The sequence below is a fragment of the Pseudomonas sp. M5 genome, assembly GCF_016907075.1.
Classification (GTDB): Bacteria; Pseudomonadota; Gammaproteobacteria; order Pseudomonadales; family Pseudomonadaceae; genus Aquipseudomonas; species Aquipseudomonas putida_E.
Genome location: NZ_JAFBBH010000001.1, coordinates 2359673 through 2376615, shown reverse-complemented (window position 1 = coordinate 2376615; position 16943 = coordinate 2359673). Strand labels below are relative to the sequence as shown.

At 54.2% G+C, this 16943-nt stretch carries 10 protein-coding genes and 3 pseudogenes; 6 read left to right on the top strand and 7 right to left on the bottom strand.

Translation table 11 applies throughout. From position 1 onward, the window contains the following. Window positions 1-161: 161 nt before the first annotated feature. Entirely contained in the window at window positions 162-752 is a 591-nt protein-coding gene (locus JOE27_RS10830; protein ID WP_204918703.1) for a DUF6338 family protein, read from the top strand. 700 nt (window positions 753-1452) lie between these two features. Continuing rightward, window positions 1453-1947 (top strand): annotated as a pseudogene (locus JOE27_RS10825) (Na+/H+ antiporter); the annotation flags it as partial. Window positions 1948-2020: 73 nt separating this feature from the next. On the opposite strand, the gene JOE27_RS10820 reads toward JOE27_RS10825, so the two are convergent. The 4 genes from JOE27_RS10820 to JOE27_RS10805 are packed head-to-tail and all read right to left on the bottom strand — an operon-like array spanning window position 2021 to window position 8735. Beyond that, window positions 2021-3340: a site-specific integrase gene (locus tag JOE27_RS10820; RefSeq protein ID WP_204918701.1), complete on the bottom strand. Its 1320-nt coding sequence runs from the start codon at window positions 3338-3340 to the stop codon at window positions 2021-2023. Continuing rightward, complete coding sequence (locus tag JOE27_RS10815) at window positions 3340-4335, bottom strand: TetR/AcrR family transcriptional regulator (RefSeq protein WP_204918699.1); 996 nt, start codon at window positions 4333-4335, stop codon at window positions 3340-3342. Before JOE27_RS10815 ends, JOE27_RS10820 begins: the two co-directional genes overlap by 1 nt. After that, on the bottom strand, window positions 4328-6418 hold the full coding sequence (locus JOE27_RS10810) for a tyrosine-type recombinase/integrase (RefSeq protein ID WP_204918697.1): 2091 nt from the start codon (window positions 6416-6418) through the stop codon (window positions 4328-4330). Before JOE27_RS10810 ends, JOE27_RS10815 begins: the two co-directional genes overlap by 8 nt. After that, complete coding sequence (locus tag JOE27_RS10805) at window positions 6411-8735, bottom strand: hypothetical protein (RefSeq protein ID WP_204918695.1); 2325 nt, start codon at window positions 8733-8735, stop codon at window positions 6411-6413. Before JOE27_RS10805 ends, JOE27_RS10810 begins: the two co-directional genes overlap by 8 nt. A 41-nt stretch (window positions 8736-8776) precedes the next feature. Here JOE27_RS10805 and JOE27_RS10800 point away from each other — a divergent pair. Both JOE27_RS10800 and JOE27_RS10795 read left to right on the top strand, forming a co-directional pair. Then, window positions 8777-9012, top strand: a pseudogene (locus JOE27_RS10800) (Na+/H+ antiporter); the annotation flags it as partial. 136 nt (window positions 9013-9148) lie between these two features. After that, window positions 9149-9961, top strand: a pseudogene (locus JOE27_RS10795) (cation:proton antiporter); the annotation flags it as partial. Between the two features lie 60 nt (window positions 9962-10021). Here the strand turns inward: JOE27_RS10795 and dapC are convergent. From dapC to map, 3 genes are read right to left on the bottom strand one after another with little or no spacing between them, the layout of a single operon-like run. Next, the gene (gene dapC, locus JOE27_RS10790; protein ID WP_161872977.1) at window positions 10022-11218 is read right to left on the bottom strand and encodes a succinyldiaminopimelate transaminase; all 1197 of its coding nucleotides are present in this window, start codon (window positions 11216-11218) and stop codon (window positions 10022-10024) included. A gap of 30 nt (window positions 11219-11248) precedes the next feature. Beyond that, the gene (locus JOE27_RS10785) at window positions 11249-13951 is read right to left on the bottom strand and encodes a [protein-PII] uridylyltransferase (protein ID WP_039601208.1); all 2703 of its coding nucleotides are present in this window, start codon (window positions 13949-13951) and stop codon (window positions 11249-11251) included. 36 nt (window positions 13952-13987) lie between these two features. Further along, window positions 13988-14770, bottom strand: coding sequence for a type I methionyl aminopeptidase (gene map / locus JOE27_RS10780; RefSeq protein ID WP_004375406.1), 783 nt, complete (start codon window positions 14768-14770; stop codon window positions 13988-13990). A gap of 304 nt (window positions 14771-15074) precedes the next feature. On the opposite strand from map, the gene rpsB reads away from it, so the two are divergent. Together rpsB and tsf are read left to right on the top strand one after the other, a co-directional pair. Next, the gene (gene rpsB, locus JOE27_RS10775) at window positions 15075-15812 is read left to right on the top strand and encodes a 30S ribosomal protein S2 (protein WP_012315900.1); all 738 of its coding nucleotides are present in this window, start codon (window positions 15075-15077) and stop codon (window positions 15810-15812) included. A gap of 185 nt (window positions 15813-15997) precedes the next feature. Beyond that, a complete protein-coding gene (gene tsf / locus JOE27_RS10770) occupies window positions 15998-16861 on the top strand; it encodes a translation elongation factor Ts (protein WP_008094914.1) in 864 nt (287 codons plus the stop codon). The last annotated feature ends 82 nt before the right edge of the window (window positions 16862-16943 follow it).

Here is a 16943-nt window from a genome sequence, read left to right as displayed (position 1 = left end):
TGGGCTGCCTCTGGTGGTGCTGGACGAGCAACGGGGCGGCTCGTTCAGTGGCCCGTGTGGTCAATTGGTTAGCGGGGCGTGGGGCCCCGTAAGCCGGCTTTGTGGCTGATGTTACGTAATGGCACACTAACGAGATATCGACAACCTCGACCGGGGAAATAATGGATATCTGGCAAGCCGACAAACTGTTTCTGTTCATCGCATTCGTGATACCAGGCTTCATCAGCATCAAGTGCTACCAGCTCTTCATTCCAGGGGTAGTGCGCAATGCAGCGGATCAGGTCGTCGATGCCATCGCCTATAGCTGCATCAATTACGCACTTTTTTTGTGGTTGATCTTTGCGGTAGAGGCAAGCACGCTGCGGACGGTACACCCGTTCCTTTACGGCATGTTCTACGTAATGGTACTGCTGGTGGGCCCTGTGATCTGGGCGTTGGTGTGGAAGTGGATGCGATCGTGGCAGGTCTTTCAGAAGAATGCTCCGCACCCGACTGCGAAACCTTGGGATTTCGTCTTCCAGCAGCGCAAACCCTACTGGATCATCGTGCATCTCAAAGGTGGCGGTAAGCTGGGTGGGCTGTATGGGAGGCGCTCGTTCGCCTCAAGTGCTCCGGCGCCAGAGCAGATTTACCTTGAGCAGGAATGGATAATCGAGAATGGTGCTCTGGTGCGTGCTGTAGAATCCAGCGCAGGTGTACTGGTCAGTGGTTCCGAGATAGTTCACATCGAATTTCGCCAATGCCATTTTTGAGGGTACTAGCATGACTGATCCAAAGCAGGTTACGGGTAACGAAGGATATCAGCCTGGGCCGCTCAATAAAGGCTATCAGCCTGTCGAGAGCGTACCGTTCAATCGCCCCGAACCTGGGGCTGGATATCAGCCCACTAGTCAGGGTGACAACCCTACGAACCCTCCAGCTCCTCCTCCCACCGGGCGCTGATAAATACCGCTGTTACTTGAAGGCCAAGGCATCAATCTTGGCCTCTAAGATCGGGAGCAACCCAGCCATTCTGCGCTTGGCTCTCTGCACCTTCACCACCGATTCACGCGCGGCTGCTTCATCGCCTACGCGCGCGTGCTGGGGCAGCAGGTGCACGAGCTTGTACAGTGAGATGATGTCAGCATGCTGGCTTCATCGATGACCATAACGCATGAGCGCTTAGTGCTATGCCCTCTGAGAGCGCTGCAACATCACTCTGATCGGGCAAAACCGACAGCTTGTCTCCAAATCTATTCCAGAGGCGCGTCGCCTTCGCGATCCCCAGCCCACTGAACCTCAGTCCCTCAGATAGGAAAGTGATCAAATGACGACCCGTGGGAGTGGCAGCTGCACAACTTGGGCGTCGATTTGCTGCTCTGTTTTCAGATAGCCATTGAGTACGCGGGAGAACGGGGTTGAATCGCCATATGCCACCACTGCCTCAGGTCGATCGCATCCGCTTCTCATGGGGGCAATGCTTTCCCTGAGCGTGACCTCCTGATCTTTATCGCGGCAGGGGTGATATTGCTCTCGCTGGTCACGGCCTGTATCGCGCTTCCTGTGCTGCTGCGAGGAGTGGAAAAGGGGCCCGATGATGCTCTCCAGCACGAAGTACAAGATGTTAGGAAGCGTACTGCAGAGGCGGCAATCCATGCTTTGGAGGCAGAGGAGATGGTCGAAGCGGGTACGGCCCAGAATGCAGCCCAAGCTGCGATGGCCGCCGAATTGAAAGGCCGATTGATGGCAGAATATCGCGATGCCTTGGAGAGCTACAACGACAGCGATGGAGCGCATATCTTGGCACAGCAGATGAATCAGTTAGAGCGCCGCTTACGGCTAACAGCCCTTCGCGCACAGCGATTGGAACTATACAACCTGCACCGTCACCATCTCGTAGGGGATGATGTGGTACGCAAGGTCTTGGGGGAGTTAGATATGAGCGAGGCGAACCTTGGATCTCAGTAGGTAGGCGCCATCGTTGAATGGCTCGCACACTCACCAGGCGCCGCGGGCTTGGTGTGGCGCGAGAAATCATTCTTTATTTCGTTGCAATCATGGTTGCTACGCGCTCATCTAGCGCCCCCACGGTAGCAATAAAATCATCTGATGAGTAATCAGCCGCCCTCAGGATTTCGGTCGATTTCCCTTTGTGAACTGAAAGAATTATTCTCGCCATATCCATATAGTGGTCGAAAGTTGTCTGAATAAATTTGTGGCCCATTTGGTTCTGGAGGACTTCAGCAACTGCATGATTGTATAGGCCGTCATTAGCGCTGAGTATTTCCTCTCCGAAACACCGGATCATATACTGCGTGGGCCACCAGTCACGCGAATCGTAAAATTTGAGGTTCGCACGTAATTGTGGTTCGACTGCCTGAGCCATTTTTTTTGCGGAATGCGTGCGCTGCGCAATTCGATCAGGTGTCACTGGGTGTCCGTCCTTTGTTAAAAAAAGCAACGACAGAGGGGGCTTCTCGCCATAGTTTTTCTCGTATTTCTTGGCTCTAGCAACATACAGTGGCTTAATATAGTTTTCTTCGATTGTCCTAAGCGCATCTTGATGTATCAGAATGGTACGGGTTTTTCTTCGTTTGCTGTTGTGAACAGTATAGTTCACTGTCGACTCAGTAAAATCCATAAGGGAAAAGGGAGCAATGTGGGCGTTATCGCCATTTCCAAAATATGGAAACCTGCATAGATCCATAGGTCGCATTGCTGTTGCCAACGCGAAAATGAGCAAGACTGAATATACCGGATCCGAGTAATTTTCTGACAGCAGGCGAATTTCGTGAGGGGTGATCAGTGAACGGAGGCTGGATTGGCGGCTATCCCTATCCAAAACCTCAATGCTTGTTGGGTCAATGGATTTGTTTGCCTTGAAGGAAATGTAGGCTTGATATCTGGATCGCTTAAAAGGGGGTATCCAAGTCTTGAGTTTTACTTCGATACCCGGGTTAAAGCCTGAATCTCCCAGCCATCTAAAATAATTAATCAGCAGCTTCGCGTCCTCAAAAATTGTCTTAGTGCAGGGGCTGGCGGAGCCTTGCGCGACTCGCTTTGTTTCACGGTGGCTTTGCCAGCTTTTGACATGCTTGTTTCGGGAAAAAAGATGATACTGACTCGGGTGAATATTTTGAAAATCATCAATTGTCGATAGGAAGCGGTAAAACATCGATATGATGCTGGCGTACCGGGATGATGTTTTTCGAGATAAGCGCGTTGTTGTGTATAGGAAGAGATTGGCATGGCTAAGCAAAACGCTGTGTTTCTTATCTTCGTAGATAAGAATAAAATGGGCAGTTTTTCGGTTGCTCTCAGAGCAAACGTATTCCACATATTTTTTTATAATCTTGATCATTATCTCACCAACTTGTTGATGCTGAAGTGGACGACTCGATCGACACCTTTGAACAAGTGAATGTGATCAGCTTTCTGGGCTGCCAAAATCTCCTCGGCAGGGACGGTGTTGGATCGGAATTTACGTTGCGCGGCCGTTTCCGCAACAGAAGCACATTCAGGAACGTAAATTGAGATTGCGGTCTTGTTAACATTTCGAAGCTGGTTTTTTAACTCCATTGAGCTGAACACGGGCAGGCGAATCACGATCTCATCTGAGCGGGGTTCCGGAAGCTGTTTAAGAAAATCTTCAAAACTAGATATAAAGCGATCTGCGAAAATTATTAGCTGCGTTGAAGTGGTTTCGTGTTGATTAACCTGATTTATGACTTTGGCAATCTCTTTGCTTTTGGTACCAAGGTAGGTCTTATAATTGCCGTCTTTCTGGTATGCCTTAAAGGCTGGGTGTAGATTGGGTTGAAAAACGATTCGAGCACCAGGGGTGCCCATTAGGTCTTCATTTACGGAGTTAAGCTTTGCCTTAGTTAGTTCAGCTTTAACCTGATCTAGCTGGGCTATCAAATGGCTGATATAAGTTGTCTGTTTATCCAGTGTGACTCGGACGCTATCTGTCTCGAACAATGTGATGTCATTATTCATGAGAGAGGTGATGTATCGATCAAGTGTGGATTTGAGCTGCGCCTTATGCCTGTCTTCACTTTGTGCCAGCTTATTCTCTAGCTCGCTGACTTTCGCTTGCGAAATTTGTAGTAGTTGGTTTATAGAGTCAGGTGCAAATGTGGGGAGTAGATCGCCCACTTCACTATCACCCTTTATGTAGCTAATTAGGTCGCTATAATAACGATGAAAGGCTTGACGGGTGATGCCTGCTTCTTCTGCTACTTTACCAACTCTCAGAGTGTCGCCGCGGTTGAAGTGGGTATCGATAATTATTTCTATAATTTTTTGACGTGTGGGATGACGTTGCATTGTTGTTGCCGGCTTTTCTTTAGTCATAAAGGGCTACCATCGGAACCATCTTTATACCTGGGATATGTTCGATTGCCTCAATTGCGAAATCTGGATTGTGATGATGTAGATTGCTCTGGCTGAGGTTGGCTAGGTGTTTTTGGTACGATTCGATCTTAGTCTGGATCTCAAGCCGAGCTGAGTCTGGAAGCACTGCTTTCGGATTGTTGAGAATTCGCTCATAAAATTTAACGTTTTCTTCAAGCGCGGTTTTGGCTTTCTCAAGCACGACGATTTTACGGCAGCTGTAATGACAGTTCGTGGGGTCGGGGCGTGGTAACTCGTCGCCAAAATTCCGCCCCTCGATACAAGGTGGTAGATTGTTGGAGTTGAAAACCTCTGCGGTAACGCAATATGTACCTACAGCTGTGCGTTTGATGAAGAGAGGACGACCACCAATCAAAAGATTAGTGACGTATTCAAATAGAGTAAGCTGAATTGTTTTGCCTTTAAAGTCATCTGGTCTGACTGAAATTTGCTCTGAAATGCGCAGTGCGGCCTGCCCAGAGTAGGCCCCGACGCGGATCGCTTGGATAATGTCATTGAGTTCGTTTGTGTAAGATTGCTCCAGGCTGAGCGCAACGCTGCGAACCATGGCGGGGTTTCGTGAAATGTATCTCATAGTCATCGTGAAAGTTTTGTGGCCAAATAGTGCTCGAATCAAATCAATGTTGCGTTCGTCCTGATTGATTAAAATTTCTGCAATTGTTTTCCGGAATCGATGTACGTGTAGGCGATCGATAGGGAAGATTTCTTTTAGTTGACGTAATAGTGATGAGAGGATTTGCGGTGTAATTCTGTCGTTCCTGGCGGAGGAGCCAACCTTATTACTTTGAAACAACCAATGGCGCTTGGATTTTCGTCCAATATTACGCAGTTTGTCATAGGTGATTACGCTTTCTGCAACAAATTTTGGCAGGGGCAAGTATTCAATTTCGCCGTTGTATATGGGGTCTCCTGCTGTTTTCCAGCGTACGATACGAATCCAATAATCGCCCGAGCCATCAGGTCTGTCGTTGCTGATGTCGGTTATACTGAGTGGCCCTAGCTCAGAAGAACGGGCGCCGGTTACCAAGGCAACCATTATGAAGATAGCGTTGCGTACATGGTCGAGCGCATGGGCCCAGTCCGACTTCCACATGTACCGCCAATACTCTGGTAGTAAAGGGGTAGCGGCGGAATGGCGGGTAGTCTGCATGATGATTTTTCCGTCGATTTTTACTTCGAAGCTTGCCTCCAATTTTAGGTCGGGACGACAGCGATGGATCTTGCCTTGTTTGTTGTCTTGATTAACCTTGTTTATGGTAGGTTCTAATTTCAGCAGCCTCGGGGCGGCCTTCTCAATCCAAAATAAAGCATATTCAATCATATGGCTCAAATCTGTCTCGGAGAATGGAACCCAGGGTTGTAGTACACCCTTCAGATTTTCCCTGACCTCCAAGGTCCTTTCTGGAGTTATGATATTTAATGATGGGATATTAATTCGAAGTCCTTCTGGAATGAGTTGGTGTTCAGATAGGCATATCCAATGTCGTAAGATGTAATAGAGGTTAAAGTAGTTATGTGCTGTTTCTTGGTCTCGTGCTTTGTCTAGAGCTTCATTAACGGTCCTTGCGCTGATCATGGCGAGCGTGCTAGGTGATACGGTCAAATGGTTAAGAGAAAAAATGTATTTTTCAATAAGTGAGAAGTTGTTGCTGTAATGCACGGTGGAGTTGTAGCTCTTTATTCCGATTAAAGTTGCATTCTCCGGAAGTAGGTAGAAGGAAAGTGCTTTTTTTAATTCATTGGCGCCTACGGTTTTGCAATTGAAGTATAAGGAGCAGGCGTCAGAACGGTTATGAGTTCGAAAACGCCAGACTGGGTCGCAGTATCTTGATAAAGATGAAACAGGAAATTCACCTTCGCTGCTATGAAGCATGAGCGTTAAATATCCTCCTTTAGGTGTATGGTTGTCCAAAGTTTCTGTGAGCATTGCCTCAATCTCTGCCGTGGTAGTGTCATGGTCTTCCTGTTCAAACTCGTCCAACAAGGATTTGACGTAATTATCTTCATCGCTCTTATCATTCATCCAGATCACCAGTTTTGAAGATCAAGCGTAGCTCGCGTAGGTTTCGGGGCAGTAGGGGAGAGTTAAGGGTTCGGTACTCTAGAGCGTCATTAATAGAATACTCGTCAGGCCAGTCATTAAGGATAGCACTGAGTGCCTCATGTTCAGCTTCAAGTTGGTTGCCAAAATCTGAAGAGTTTCCGTCGTGTAGTAGTTCGTCGATGTGCGCAAGCCGTTCAATTAGATACGGAAGGGAGTCCTCCAAAATCCAAACGCGACTACAGAAAAAACATTGCTCAAGTGCACAGCACTTTACGCCATTAGGTAATTTGGGCGCGCCAGCCCAATCGGGTTTGTAGCGGTCAGAGCATGCCCATAGGGGCCTATCTAAATGTGGAAGAAAGAATATGCTCAAATGAGTATTTGCAAGTGTGCTAGCTCTCTTTCCCAGAAGTCCTTTAAATTTACGCGATCTCAGCAATTTAACTACGTGTTCCAATGCTGATCGAAGACGCTTGAAACGTCGCATTCGAGCTTGTGGTGAATTGTCATAGGAGCTATCACTCGTATCTCTGGACTGATGTCCCATTAACTGTGATAAAAAAGCGAATGGTATACTTTCTGCGTTATAGTAAAGCCAAGTCACTCGCAGTCGTCGAGTGATCTCTGAGGCGGATGTAAGACGCTTACCGTTATCAGTCACTTCATAGCGTTCCAATAGATTAGCTATGGCAAACGCAAATTGGGTTGAATGGTCAAGCGTTGCTAGTGACCCGGAGTCCGATGATTTTGCCCAGCCAGCCCAGGGACGAATGAAGGCGAAGAGGGTGTTAATTTGACGATTTCTAAGCGGATCGATCACTCCCGTAAGATATTGGGCTAAAGGAGCCGAAAATTCTTTTGCAAGAATAATCAGATTGTAGAATGAGTAGGGATTTTCGCTATCGGAGGAGGCCAGTATTTGCTTAGGTTTTGCATAAGGGACCATTGAGCCTTGGGCCCTATTTTTTTCTGAATATATGATCTTAATTGACTGTTCTACGGTGGAGGTAAGTGAGTGCTCAAAGTTGTCCCTGTCTAACTGCATTAGCGTTTCTTTGTTCCAGCCTGCCTGGAGCATCATGAGAGAAGCAATGCCGGCCATGTCAGTTGCGGTTGGATAATATAAAGCTAGATGCTCATTGAGACTCAGCATGTATCGCCCTTCTTTCCCATAGTAGGTATTGAACCTAGGGCGGACGCAATAGAGCTTATGTAGTATTAATTTGACGACGTTGTCGCAGTCATGAATACTTGAGTTTTCGCTTGCAAGATACGATTCCCTGAGTTCCTTCGTGCTGAAGCGTAGAGGAAACTCATGATCATTTAGTGTCCTGACTACTCGATATGGGTCGAGTTCTGTATTTCGCCAAGAGTCTAACCTCCTGATGTTTGGGTCGTAGTTTTGTGGTATTTGAATCTTTGGGTGCGCTGCCAATATTTTTTTTAGAGCTTTAATTAGGAAGCGCTCTTTGCTAAGAGGTGCTATTTCCGGGTCATTGCACTTGTTAATGCGTGTTAGTGCCGTACTTTTGTCGAATGGAATTTCATTCTCAATGTTGTATTTGACCCAAATCAAAATGTCTTCTTTAGTAAGTTCTGGAGAGAAGACTCTTTTGAGTTCTTCGAGCGTGTAGGGAGCCGAACAATCAATAATTTTTCTTCGTTCAATTGTTTCACGTGCCGCATCAACGATTCGCCGAGCAGCGATAGTCAGAGTCGTTACGCCCTCTTCGCTGAGAGGCTCTGTGGCAGCATACGTAACCGAAGAAATTGCCGGTAGATCAAGCATTGGCACAGCGATGCTTTCATTTGCTGCATTTTTGAGGGCTGATTTTAGGCTTGCGGTATGTTTTCTGGACTTACCTGATTTGTCCAAGAAAAGTGCAAACGCCCGAAAAATAGACGGAGTGATATCTCTAATATGTTTGAGATGCAGTGCGCGCGGGTTGTTGCGATTATGTTCAGCCAAAAAGTCTAAAAAATAGCAGATAGCGAGACGTAAGCTGTACCCCCAAGCATTGGTGCGCGTGGGCCCAATTTTGAGCATAATAAAGTGAAGTGTCATGCAGATATTTGTTTTATCGTCCCAAGCGGGATGATTGACATACGTGCATGTGACAGGTTGTCCGTTGGTTCCGTAAAAGTTAGGAACGACTACTTTCGGATTCTTTTTGGGGGCTTGTCGCGTTGCTTTTGGTTGTGATTTTGAAGAGGTTTTCAAGGTGCTTTTTAGCAGCTTATTTTTTGACGGAGTAGGGATAGCGCGTTCGAAGTGGAGCTCTTCTTTTCCATCCATCTTGTCCTGCCTCCTATGCCTTATGACTGGCTAGGGGGGACCTCATCGGGGTTCGCGGGTTGATCCTGCTGTCGTTGATCAGTGCCCGTCTCGCGCTGCCGGTTTGCGCGGGGTGACTAAGAGCGCGGACGAACGCTTGCACCAGAAAGTGCAGGAGGCCTGGCGGCGCAAGGCCGAGGCGGCGATCGCTGAGGCGGGCGTTGACAGCAATGCTGTGCAGGGGACCCTCGCAACCGAGTTGAAAGCACGACTGATGGCTGAATACCGGGATGAGCTGGACAGGCAAGAAGCGAGGAGTTAAGGCTTCAGTTGTGAGTGAGAAGTCACGCACCTGATTCTGCAGCATGGCGTTTACCTTCTTATGTTTGGAAAACTATCAATTTTTGTTTACCTAGCTTAGTAGGAAAAACTAAGGCCTGATCTTCCTGCTGTTGGGCCTGCAATTGCCGGACATCATCAAGGCGGTGGTCAGCCACGAACCTACCCTCTGGCCGACACTGGCATGGCGTTGCCTGGATGTGCTGGCGATCTTTGCGGCGCTGATCCTGCTGCGTTTCATCTGGGTACAAAGCATCTGGCGGGCGGTTGGGGTAGTGCGTCGCTGGCGCGGCAAGCCGGCACTGGTGCTGATGCCCACGGCGCGCTCATGCTGGTTGCTGACCCTTGGCGGGGTGCGGGGTGCGGTGACGCTGGCGGGTGTGATGTCGATACCGCTGCTGATCGGGGCAGGCCAGGCTTTCCCGGAGCGCGACCTGCTGATTTTCATCGCTGCCGGCGTCATCTTGCTGTCGCTGGTCAGCGCCTGCGTGGCGTTGCCCTTTCTCTTGAGAGGCGTCACCCGAAGCCCGGACGAACGGCTGCATCAGGAGGTGCAGGAAGCCTGGCGGCGCACGGCCGAGGCTGCGATTCATGCCTTGGAGGCCGAGGACGTGGTTGATGCCAGCGCACCTCAGGATGCGGCGCAGGCGACCCTGGCCACCGAGCTCAAGGCAAGGTTGATGGCCGAATACCGCGATGAGCTGGACAGTTACAACGACACGGCCGAGGCGAGGGCCTTGGCGGAGCAGATGGACTTGCTGGAACGACGTCTGCGCCTGCGGGCGCTTCGGGCGCAGCGGTTGGAATTGTATAACCTGCATCGCCAGCATCTGGTTGGTGATGAGGTGGTGCGGCAAGTGTTGGGGGAGCTGGACTTGAGCGAGGCGAACCTGGGGGCAGTCAAATGAGCCGCTGTAGCTCAAGCGCCGGCGAGCCGGTGTTTGAGCTACAGTGCGGCACTCGGTCAATCAACGGGTTTGCACAAACGCACGAATCCGCTCAGCCGCCTCGATGCACTCGGCCAATGGTGCGACCAGTGCCATGCGTACCCGCCCGGCCCCCGGGTTCACGCCATCCACTTCACGCGACAGGTACGAACCAGGTACCACCGTCACATGCTGGGCTTGGAACAGGTCACGCGTGAAGTCGGCATCGCACCCCGGTACCTTGGCCCACAGGTAGAAACTGCCATCGGGCCGCTGTACGTCCAGCACGGGCTGCAGGATATCCAGCACGGCATCGTATTTGGCGCGGTATAGGTCGCGGTTTTCGCGCACATGCGCTTCATCCTGCCAGGCGGCGATGCTGGCCAGCTGGGTCTGCACCGGCATGGCGCAGCCATGGTAGGTGCGGTACAGCAGGAACGGCTTGATGATGGCCGCGTCGCCGGCAACGAAGCCCGAACGCAGGCCCGGCAGGTTGGAGCGCTTGGACAGGCTGTGGAATACCACGCAACGCTTGAAATCACTGCGGCCCAGTTCGGCACAGGCACTGAGCAGGCCCGGTGGTGGCGCGTCTTCGTCGAAGTACAGCTCGCTGTAGCATTCATCGGCGGCGATCACGAAATCATGCTCGTCGGCCAGTGCGATCAGCTTCTTCAGGGTGTCCATCGGTACCAGTGCGCCGGTGGGGTTGCCCGGTGAGCACAGGAACAGGATCTGGCAGCGTTTCCATACCTCGGCGGGTACGGCATCGAAGTCCGGGTTGAAACCGTTGTTTTCCAGGCACGGCAGGTAATGCGGGGTGGCGCCGGCGAGCAGGGCCGCGCCTTCGTAGATCTGGTAGAACGGGTTGGGGCTGACCACCAGGCCATCATCGGCGCGGTTGACCACGGCCTGGGTGAAGGCGAACAGCGCTTCACGGGTGCCGTTGACCGGCAGCACATGGCGGTCCGCGTCCAGCCAGCCGCTCGGCACGCCGAACCGGCGTTCGCACCATTGGCCGATGGCCTGGCGCAGCTCTGGCAGGCCGATGGTGCTGGGGTAGACCGCCAGCTTGTCGAGGTTGTCGGCCATGGCCTGGGCGACGAACGCCGGGGATGCGTGCTTCGGCTCACCGATCGACAGGGCGATGGCGCGCTTGTCCGCCGCGGGCTTCACGCTGCCCAGCAGGGCGCGGAGTTTCTCGAACGGGTAGGGCTGAAGCTGGGTCAAGGCATGGTTCATCGGCGCAAGGTCTCGTCAATCGTCTAATCGTTAAAAGGTCACGCGAGTCGGGCTGGCATCGCTGGCCTGGCCGGCCTGCAGCTGCTGCACGATCGCTTCCTGCAGGCGGCTGCACAGCTGCGGGTCGGACAGCGGCTGGTTGTCGGCATCGGTAATGAAGAATACGTCTTCCACGCGTTCGCCAAGGGTGGCGATCTTGGCGTTCTGCAGTGACAGGTCGAACTCCAGGAAGATCCGCCCGATCCGCGCCAGCAGCCCCGGGCGGTCCGGCGCGGTGATCTCAAGGATGGTCACCGCCCGCTGTGCATCGTTGAGGATGGTCACCTGCGGCGGGAAGTTGAAATGCTTGAGTTGGCGGGGTACCCGTCGCTGGATGATGGTCGGGTAGTCCTCGGGGTTGCGCAGCGCCTCGGTCAGGCCGTCGCGGATCTGCTTGACCCGTTGCGGGTTATCGCCGATGGAGCCGCCGTCATTGTCGAGCACGATGTAGGTGTCGAGCGTGAACTGGCTGCTCGAGGTGATGATGCGCGCGTCATGGATGTTCAGGTTGAGCTGCGACATGGCCGCCACGGTCACGGCGAAGAAATCGTGCTGGTCGGGGGCGTAGATGAAGATTTGCGTGCCGCCCTCGAACTCACGCTGTGTGGTTTCCTTGATCAGTACCAGCGGCCCGCCGTCGGCGGGCTGCTGCAGGATCGCATCACTGTGCCAGGCCACATCGGCGGCGTTGTGCTTGAGGAAGTAGTCGTCACCCAGTTGCGACCAGAGTTGCTCGACGTCGTCCGGGTCGGTGCCCTCGCGCACGAGGATATCCAGCGCAGCACTCTGTGTCTGGCGGATCTGCTCCTCGCGGTCCAGCGGGTTTTCCAGGCCGCGACGCAAGGCGCGTTTGGTCTCGCTGTACAGCTGGCGCAGCAGGCTGGCGCGCCAGGAGTTCCACAGGCTGGGATTGGTGGCGTTGATGTCGGCCACGGTCAGCACGTAGAGGTAGTCCAGGCGCGTCTCGTCGCCGACATGCAGGGCGAAGTCGTTGATCACCTGCGGGTCGGACAGGTCCTTGCGCTGGGCGGTGGTGGACATCACCAGGTGGTTTTGCACCAGCCAGACGATCAGGCGGCTATCCCAGGCGGGCAATTGATGGCGCTCGCAGAACTTCTTCGCATCCACAGCGCCCAGTTCGGAGTGGTCGCCCTGACGGCCCTTGCCGATGTCGTGGTACAGCCCGGCCAGGTAGATGAGCTCAGGCTTGGGCAGGCGGCCCATGAGCTTGCTGGCCAGCGGGAATTTTTCGGACACCGGCGTGTACTGCAGCTTGCGCAGGTGCTTGATGAGGTTGAGGGTGTGCGCATCGACCGTATAGATGTGGAACAGGTCGTGCTGCATCTGCCCGACGATCAGGCCGAACTCTGGCAGGTAGCGGCCGAGGATGCCGTAGCGGTTCATTCGCCGCAGGTTGCGATGGATGCCGATTTCGCACTTGAACAGCTCGATGAACAGGCTGGTGTTGCGGATATCGTTGCGGAAGGTGTCGTCGATCAGGTGCCGGTGCTCGCGCAGCAGGCGCACGGTGTCAGCGCGCACGCCCTTGATTTCCGGGTGCTGCGCCATCAGCACGAAGATCTCCAGCATGGCGAACGGCGTGCGCTTGAAAACGTTCGCGTTGACCGCTTCGATATAGCCGTCGTGCAGGCGGAAGCGCGCATTCAGCGGCTGGGTGGTGCCACTGTCATCGTCGGCGAGGATGACTTCCTCGAAGTGCTGGATGATCAGGTCGCACAACTGGCTGATGCTCATCACCACCCGGTAGTACTGCTGCATGAACTGTTCGATGGCGCGTTTGGGGTTTTCGTCGCTGTAGCCCAGCAGTGCGGCGATGCTGCGCTGGTGGTCGAACAGCAGGCGATCTTCGGCGCGGCCGGCGAGCATGTGCAGGGCGTAGCGCACCTTCCACAAAAAGTCCTGGGAGGAGGCCAGCAGTTCGTTTTCGCTTTCCAGCAGGAAGCCTTCGCCAGCGAGGGCGTGCAGGTTCAGGGTGCCGTACTGGCGACGGGCTACCCAAAGGACTGTCTGGATGTCGCGAAGGCCACCGGGCGAGCCTTTTACATTGGGCTCGAGGTTGTACTCGGTGTCGTTGTACTTGTGGTGGCGGGCCTTGAGCTCTGCGCGCTTGGCCAGGAAGAACTCCTTGCTCGGCCACATGTGCGCGGTGCTGGTGACTTCGAGCATGCGCTGGCGCAGGGCTTCGGGGCCGGCGATGGTGCGGCTTTCCATCATGTTGGTGATGACCGTCAGGTCGGCGCGGGCCTGTTCGGCACACTCGTCCACGGTACGCACGCTCTGGCCCACTTCAAGGCCAATGTCCCACAGCAGTGTCAGGAAGCGCTCGATGGCGTCGCGGTACTGCTCGTGTTCGGCGTCGCGCAGCAGGATCAGCAGGTCGATGTCCGAGTGCGGGTGAAGTTCACCGCGCCCATAGCCCCCGACCGCTACCAGGGCGATACCGTCAGCGTCGCCCCAGTCAAACTGCTTCCAGGCCTGTTGCAGGATGTTGTCGACGAGCCAGGCGCGGTCCTCGATCAGCCGACGGATGTCGCGGCCGTCACGGAAACGCCTGTCGAGCACCTCGCCGGCCTGGCGGATGGCCTTCTTGAAAGCGGCGATGGGGCTCGCCTTGAGGGCCAGTTCCGCCTGGAACTGGCCGCGGTCGAACAGCTCGGGATCCACCTGGGGCATGCATCGCGTTCCTGTCGTAGAGGCTTTGGCGTGAACTCAGGCCGAAGTGCGCGGGATGGTGTCGTCCTTGCGCAGGGTGAAGATCTCGTAGCCGGTGGCGGTCACCACCAGGGTGTGCTCCCACTGCGCCGAGAGCTTGCGGTCCTTGGTGATGGCGGTCCAGCCGTCGCCCAGCACCTTGGTGTCGGCCTTGCCCTGGTTGATCATCGGTTCGATGGTGAAGGTCATGCCCTCTTTGAGCTCCATGCCGGTGCCGGCGCGGCCGTAGTGGAGGATCTGCGGTTCTTCGTGGAACACCTTGCCGATGCCGTGGCCGCAGAATTCACGCACCACCGAAAAGCCGTTCTTCTCAGCGTGCTTCTGGATCACTTCGCCGATATCGCCCAGGCGGCAGCCAGGCTTGACCAGCTCGATGGCCTTGTACATGCACTCCTGAGTGACTTTGGACAGGCGCTCGGCCCATACCGGCACGGTACCGACGTGGAACATGCGGCTGGTGTCGCCGTGGTAGCCGTCCTTGATCACGGTGACATCGATGTTCAGCGTGTCCCCGTCCTTGAGCGGCTTGTCGTTGGGGATGCCGTGGCACACCACGTGGTTGATCGAGGTGCAGATCGACTTGGGGTAGCCCTTGTAGTTGAGCGGTGCCGGAATGGCCTGCTGCACGTTGACGATGTAGTCGTGGCACAGGCGGTCGAGCTCTTCGGTGGTGACACCGGGCTTGACGTGTTCTTCGATCATTTCCAGCACTTCGGCGGCCAGGCGGCCGGCGATGCGCATCTTCTCGATGTCTTCTGCGGTCTTGATGGTAACGGTCATTACTGGCTCTCTACGGCGCCGCAGGCGGCGCGAACAAACGGAAAAGGCCCTTATTCTATCAGAGGGCGGCTGCGAACCCAGCATCAAGCTTGAGGCTGGATTCACAGTTCACTTCTGCGGGTTCCGTTCGTTGGCGGTCTGTGGTATAACATGCGCCGCTTTCGGGGACGACCCCGTCAGCTCAAACCCACACACGTGTCGACACGATGACCTGGGTGCCCCGCATTCTCGAAGTTCTTGTTCAGGTGCGTGGGTTGGTCATTGGGATACGTGGAGGCCCAACCCGACTTATCAAGGAACTATCATGTCCCAAGTCAACATGCGCGATATGCTGAAGGCCGGTGTGCACTTCGGCCACCAGACCCGTTACTGGAACCCGAAAATGGGCAAGTACATTTTCGGCGCGCGTAACAAGATCCACATCATCAACCTGGAAAAAACCCTGCCAATGTTCAACGACGCTCTGTCGTTCGTAGAACGCCTGGCCCAGGGCAAGAACAAGATCATGTTCGTCGGCACCAAGCGTTCCGCCGGCAAGATCGTCGCCGAGCAAGCTGCTCGTTGCGGTTCGCCATACGTTGACCACCGCTGGTTGGGCGGCATGCTGACCAACTACAAAACCATCCGCGCTTCGATCAAGCGTCTGCGCGACCTGGAAACCCAGGCCGAAGACGGCACTTTTGCCAAGCTGACCAAGAAAGAAGCCCTGATGCGTTCGCGCGATCTGGAAAAGCTGGACCGCAGCCTGGGTGGTATCAAGGACATGGGCGGCCTGCCTGATGCCCTGTTCGTGATCGACGTTGACCACGAGCGCATTGCCATCACCGAAGCCAACAAGCTGGGTATCCCGGTTATCGGCGTTGTCGATACCAACAGCAGCCCAGAAGGTGTTGACTACATCATCCCAGGTAACGATGACGCCATTCGCGCTATCGAGCTGTACATGACTTCGATGGCTGACGCCGTCATCCGCGGCCGCAACAACGTTGCTGGCGGCACCGAAGTCTACGCTGAAGAAGCGGCTGCACCTGCTGCCGAGTAATAGACGCTAGCGTCTGCTTGGCACGCAAAAAGGGGGCTTGGCCCCCTTTTTGCCACCTTGAAATCCTGCTGTCAGCAAGCGCCCCGCAATATGGGCCGGCTGAGGTTGAAACAGCGGATTTGCAGAATTGAACGCCCGTGATGAGCGGGTGGAATGGTTGAAAAACTTTCCAAGAGGATTTTGAAATGGCAGCAATTACTGCAGCGCTGGTCAAAGAACTGCGCGAGCGTACCGGCGAAGGCATGATGGATTGCAAAAAGGCCCTGGAAAAGGCCGGCGGCGACATCGAAAAAGCCATTGACGACATGCGTGCCTCGGGCGCCATCAAGGCCGCCAAAAAGGCTGGCAACGTCGCTGCCGAAGGCGCGATCGCCGTCAAGACCGACGGTAAATCCGCCGTCCTGCTGGAAGTCAACTCGCAGACCGACTTCCTGGCTCTGCAAGACGACTTCAAGAACTTCGTCGCTGAAAGCCTCGAAGAAGCTTTCGCCCAGAAGCTGACCGATGCCGCTCCGCTGATCGCCTCGCGCGAAGCTGCTCGTGAAGCCCTGGTCGCCAAGTGCGGCGAGAACGTCAACATCCGTCGCCTGGTGCGCGTTGAGGGTGACGTTGTCGGTGCTTACCTGCACGGTAACAAGATCGGTGCAGTTGTCGTCCTCAAGGGCGGCGACGTCGAGCTGGCCAAGAACATTGCCATGCACGTTGCAGCTTCGAACCCAGAGTTCCTGGATGCGTCGGAAATCTCCGCCGAGGCCATCGAGCGCGAGAAGAACGTCTTCCTGCAGCTGAACGCCGACAAGATCGCCGGCAAGCCGGAAAACATCGTTGAAAACATGATCAACGGCCGTATCACCAAGTTCAAGGCCGAAGCCTCGCTGAAAGAGCAAGCCTTCGTCATGAACCCGGAAGTCAAAGTCGGCGAGCTGGCCAAGAAGGCCGGTGCTGAAATCGTTTCCTTCACCTACTTCAAAGTAGGCGAAGGCATCGAGAAGCCGGTCGACGACTTCGCTGCTGAAGTTGCCGCTCAGGTAGCTGCCGCCAAGCAGTAAGACAGACTCGTCTGTCGCCCCAAAGAGGCTGCCCGCTCACGCGCGCAGCCTCTTTGTCAAAGCGGGAGCGGTTTTCAAGGCC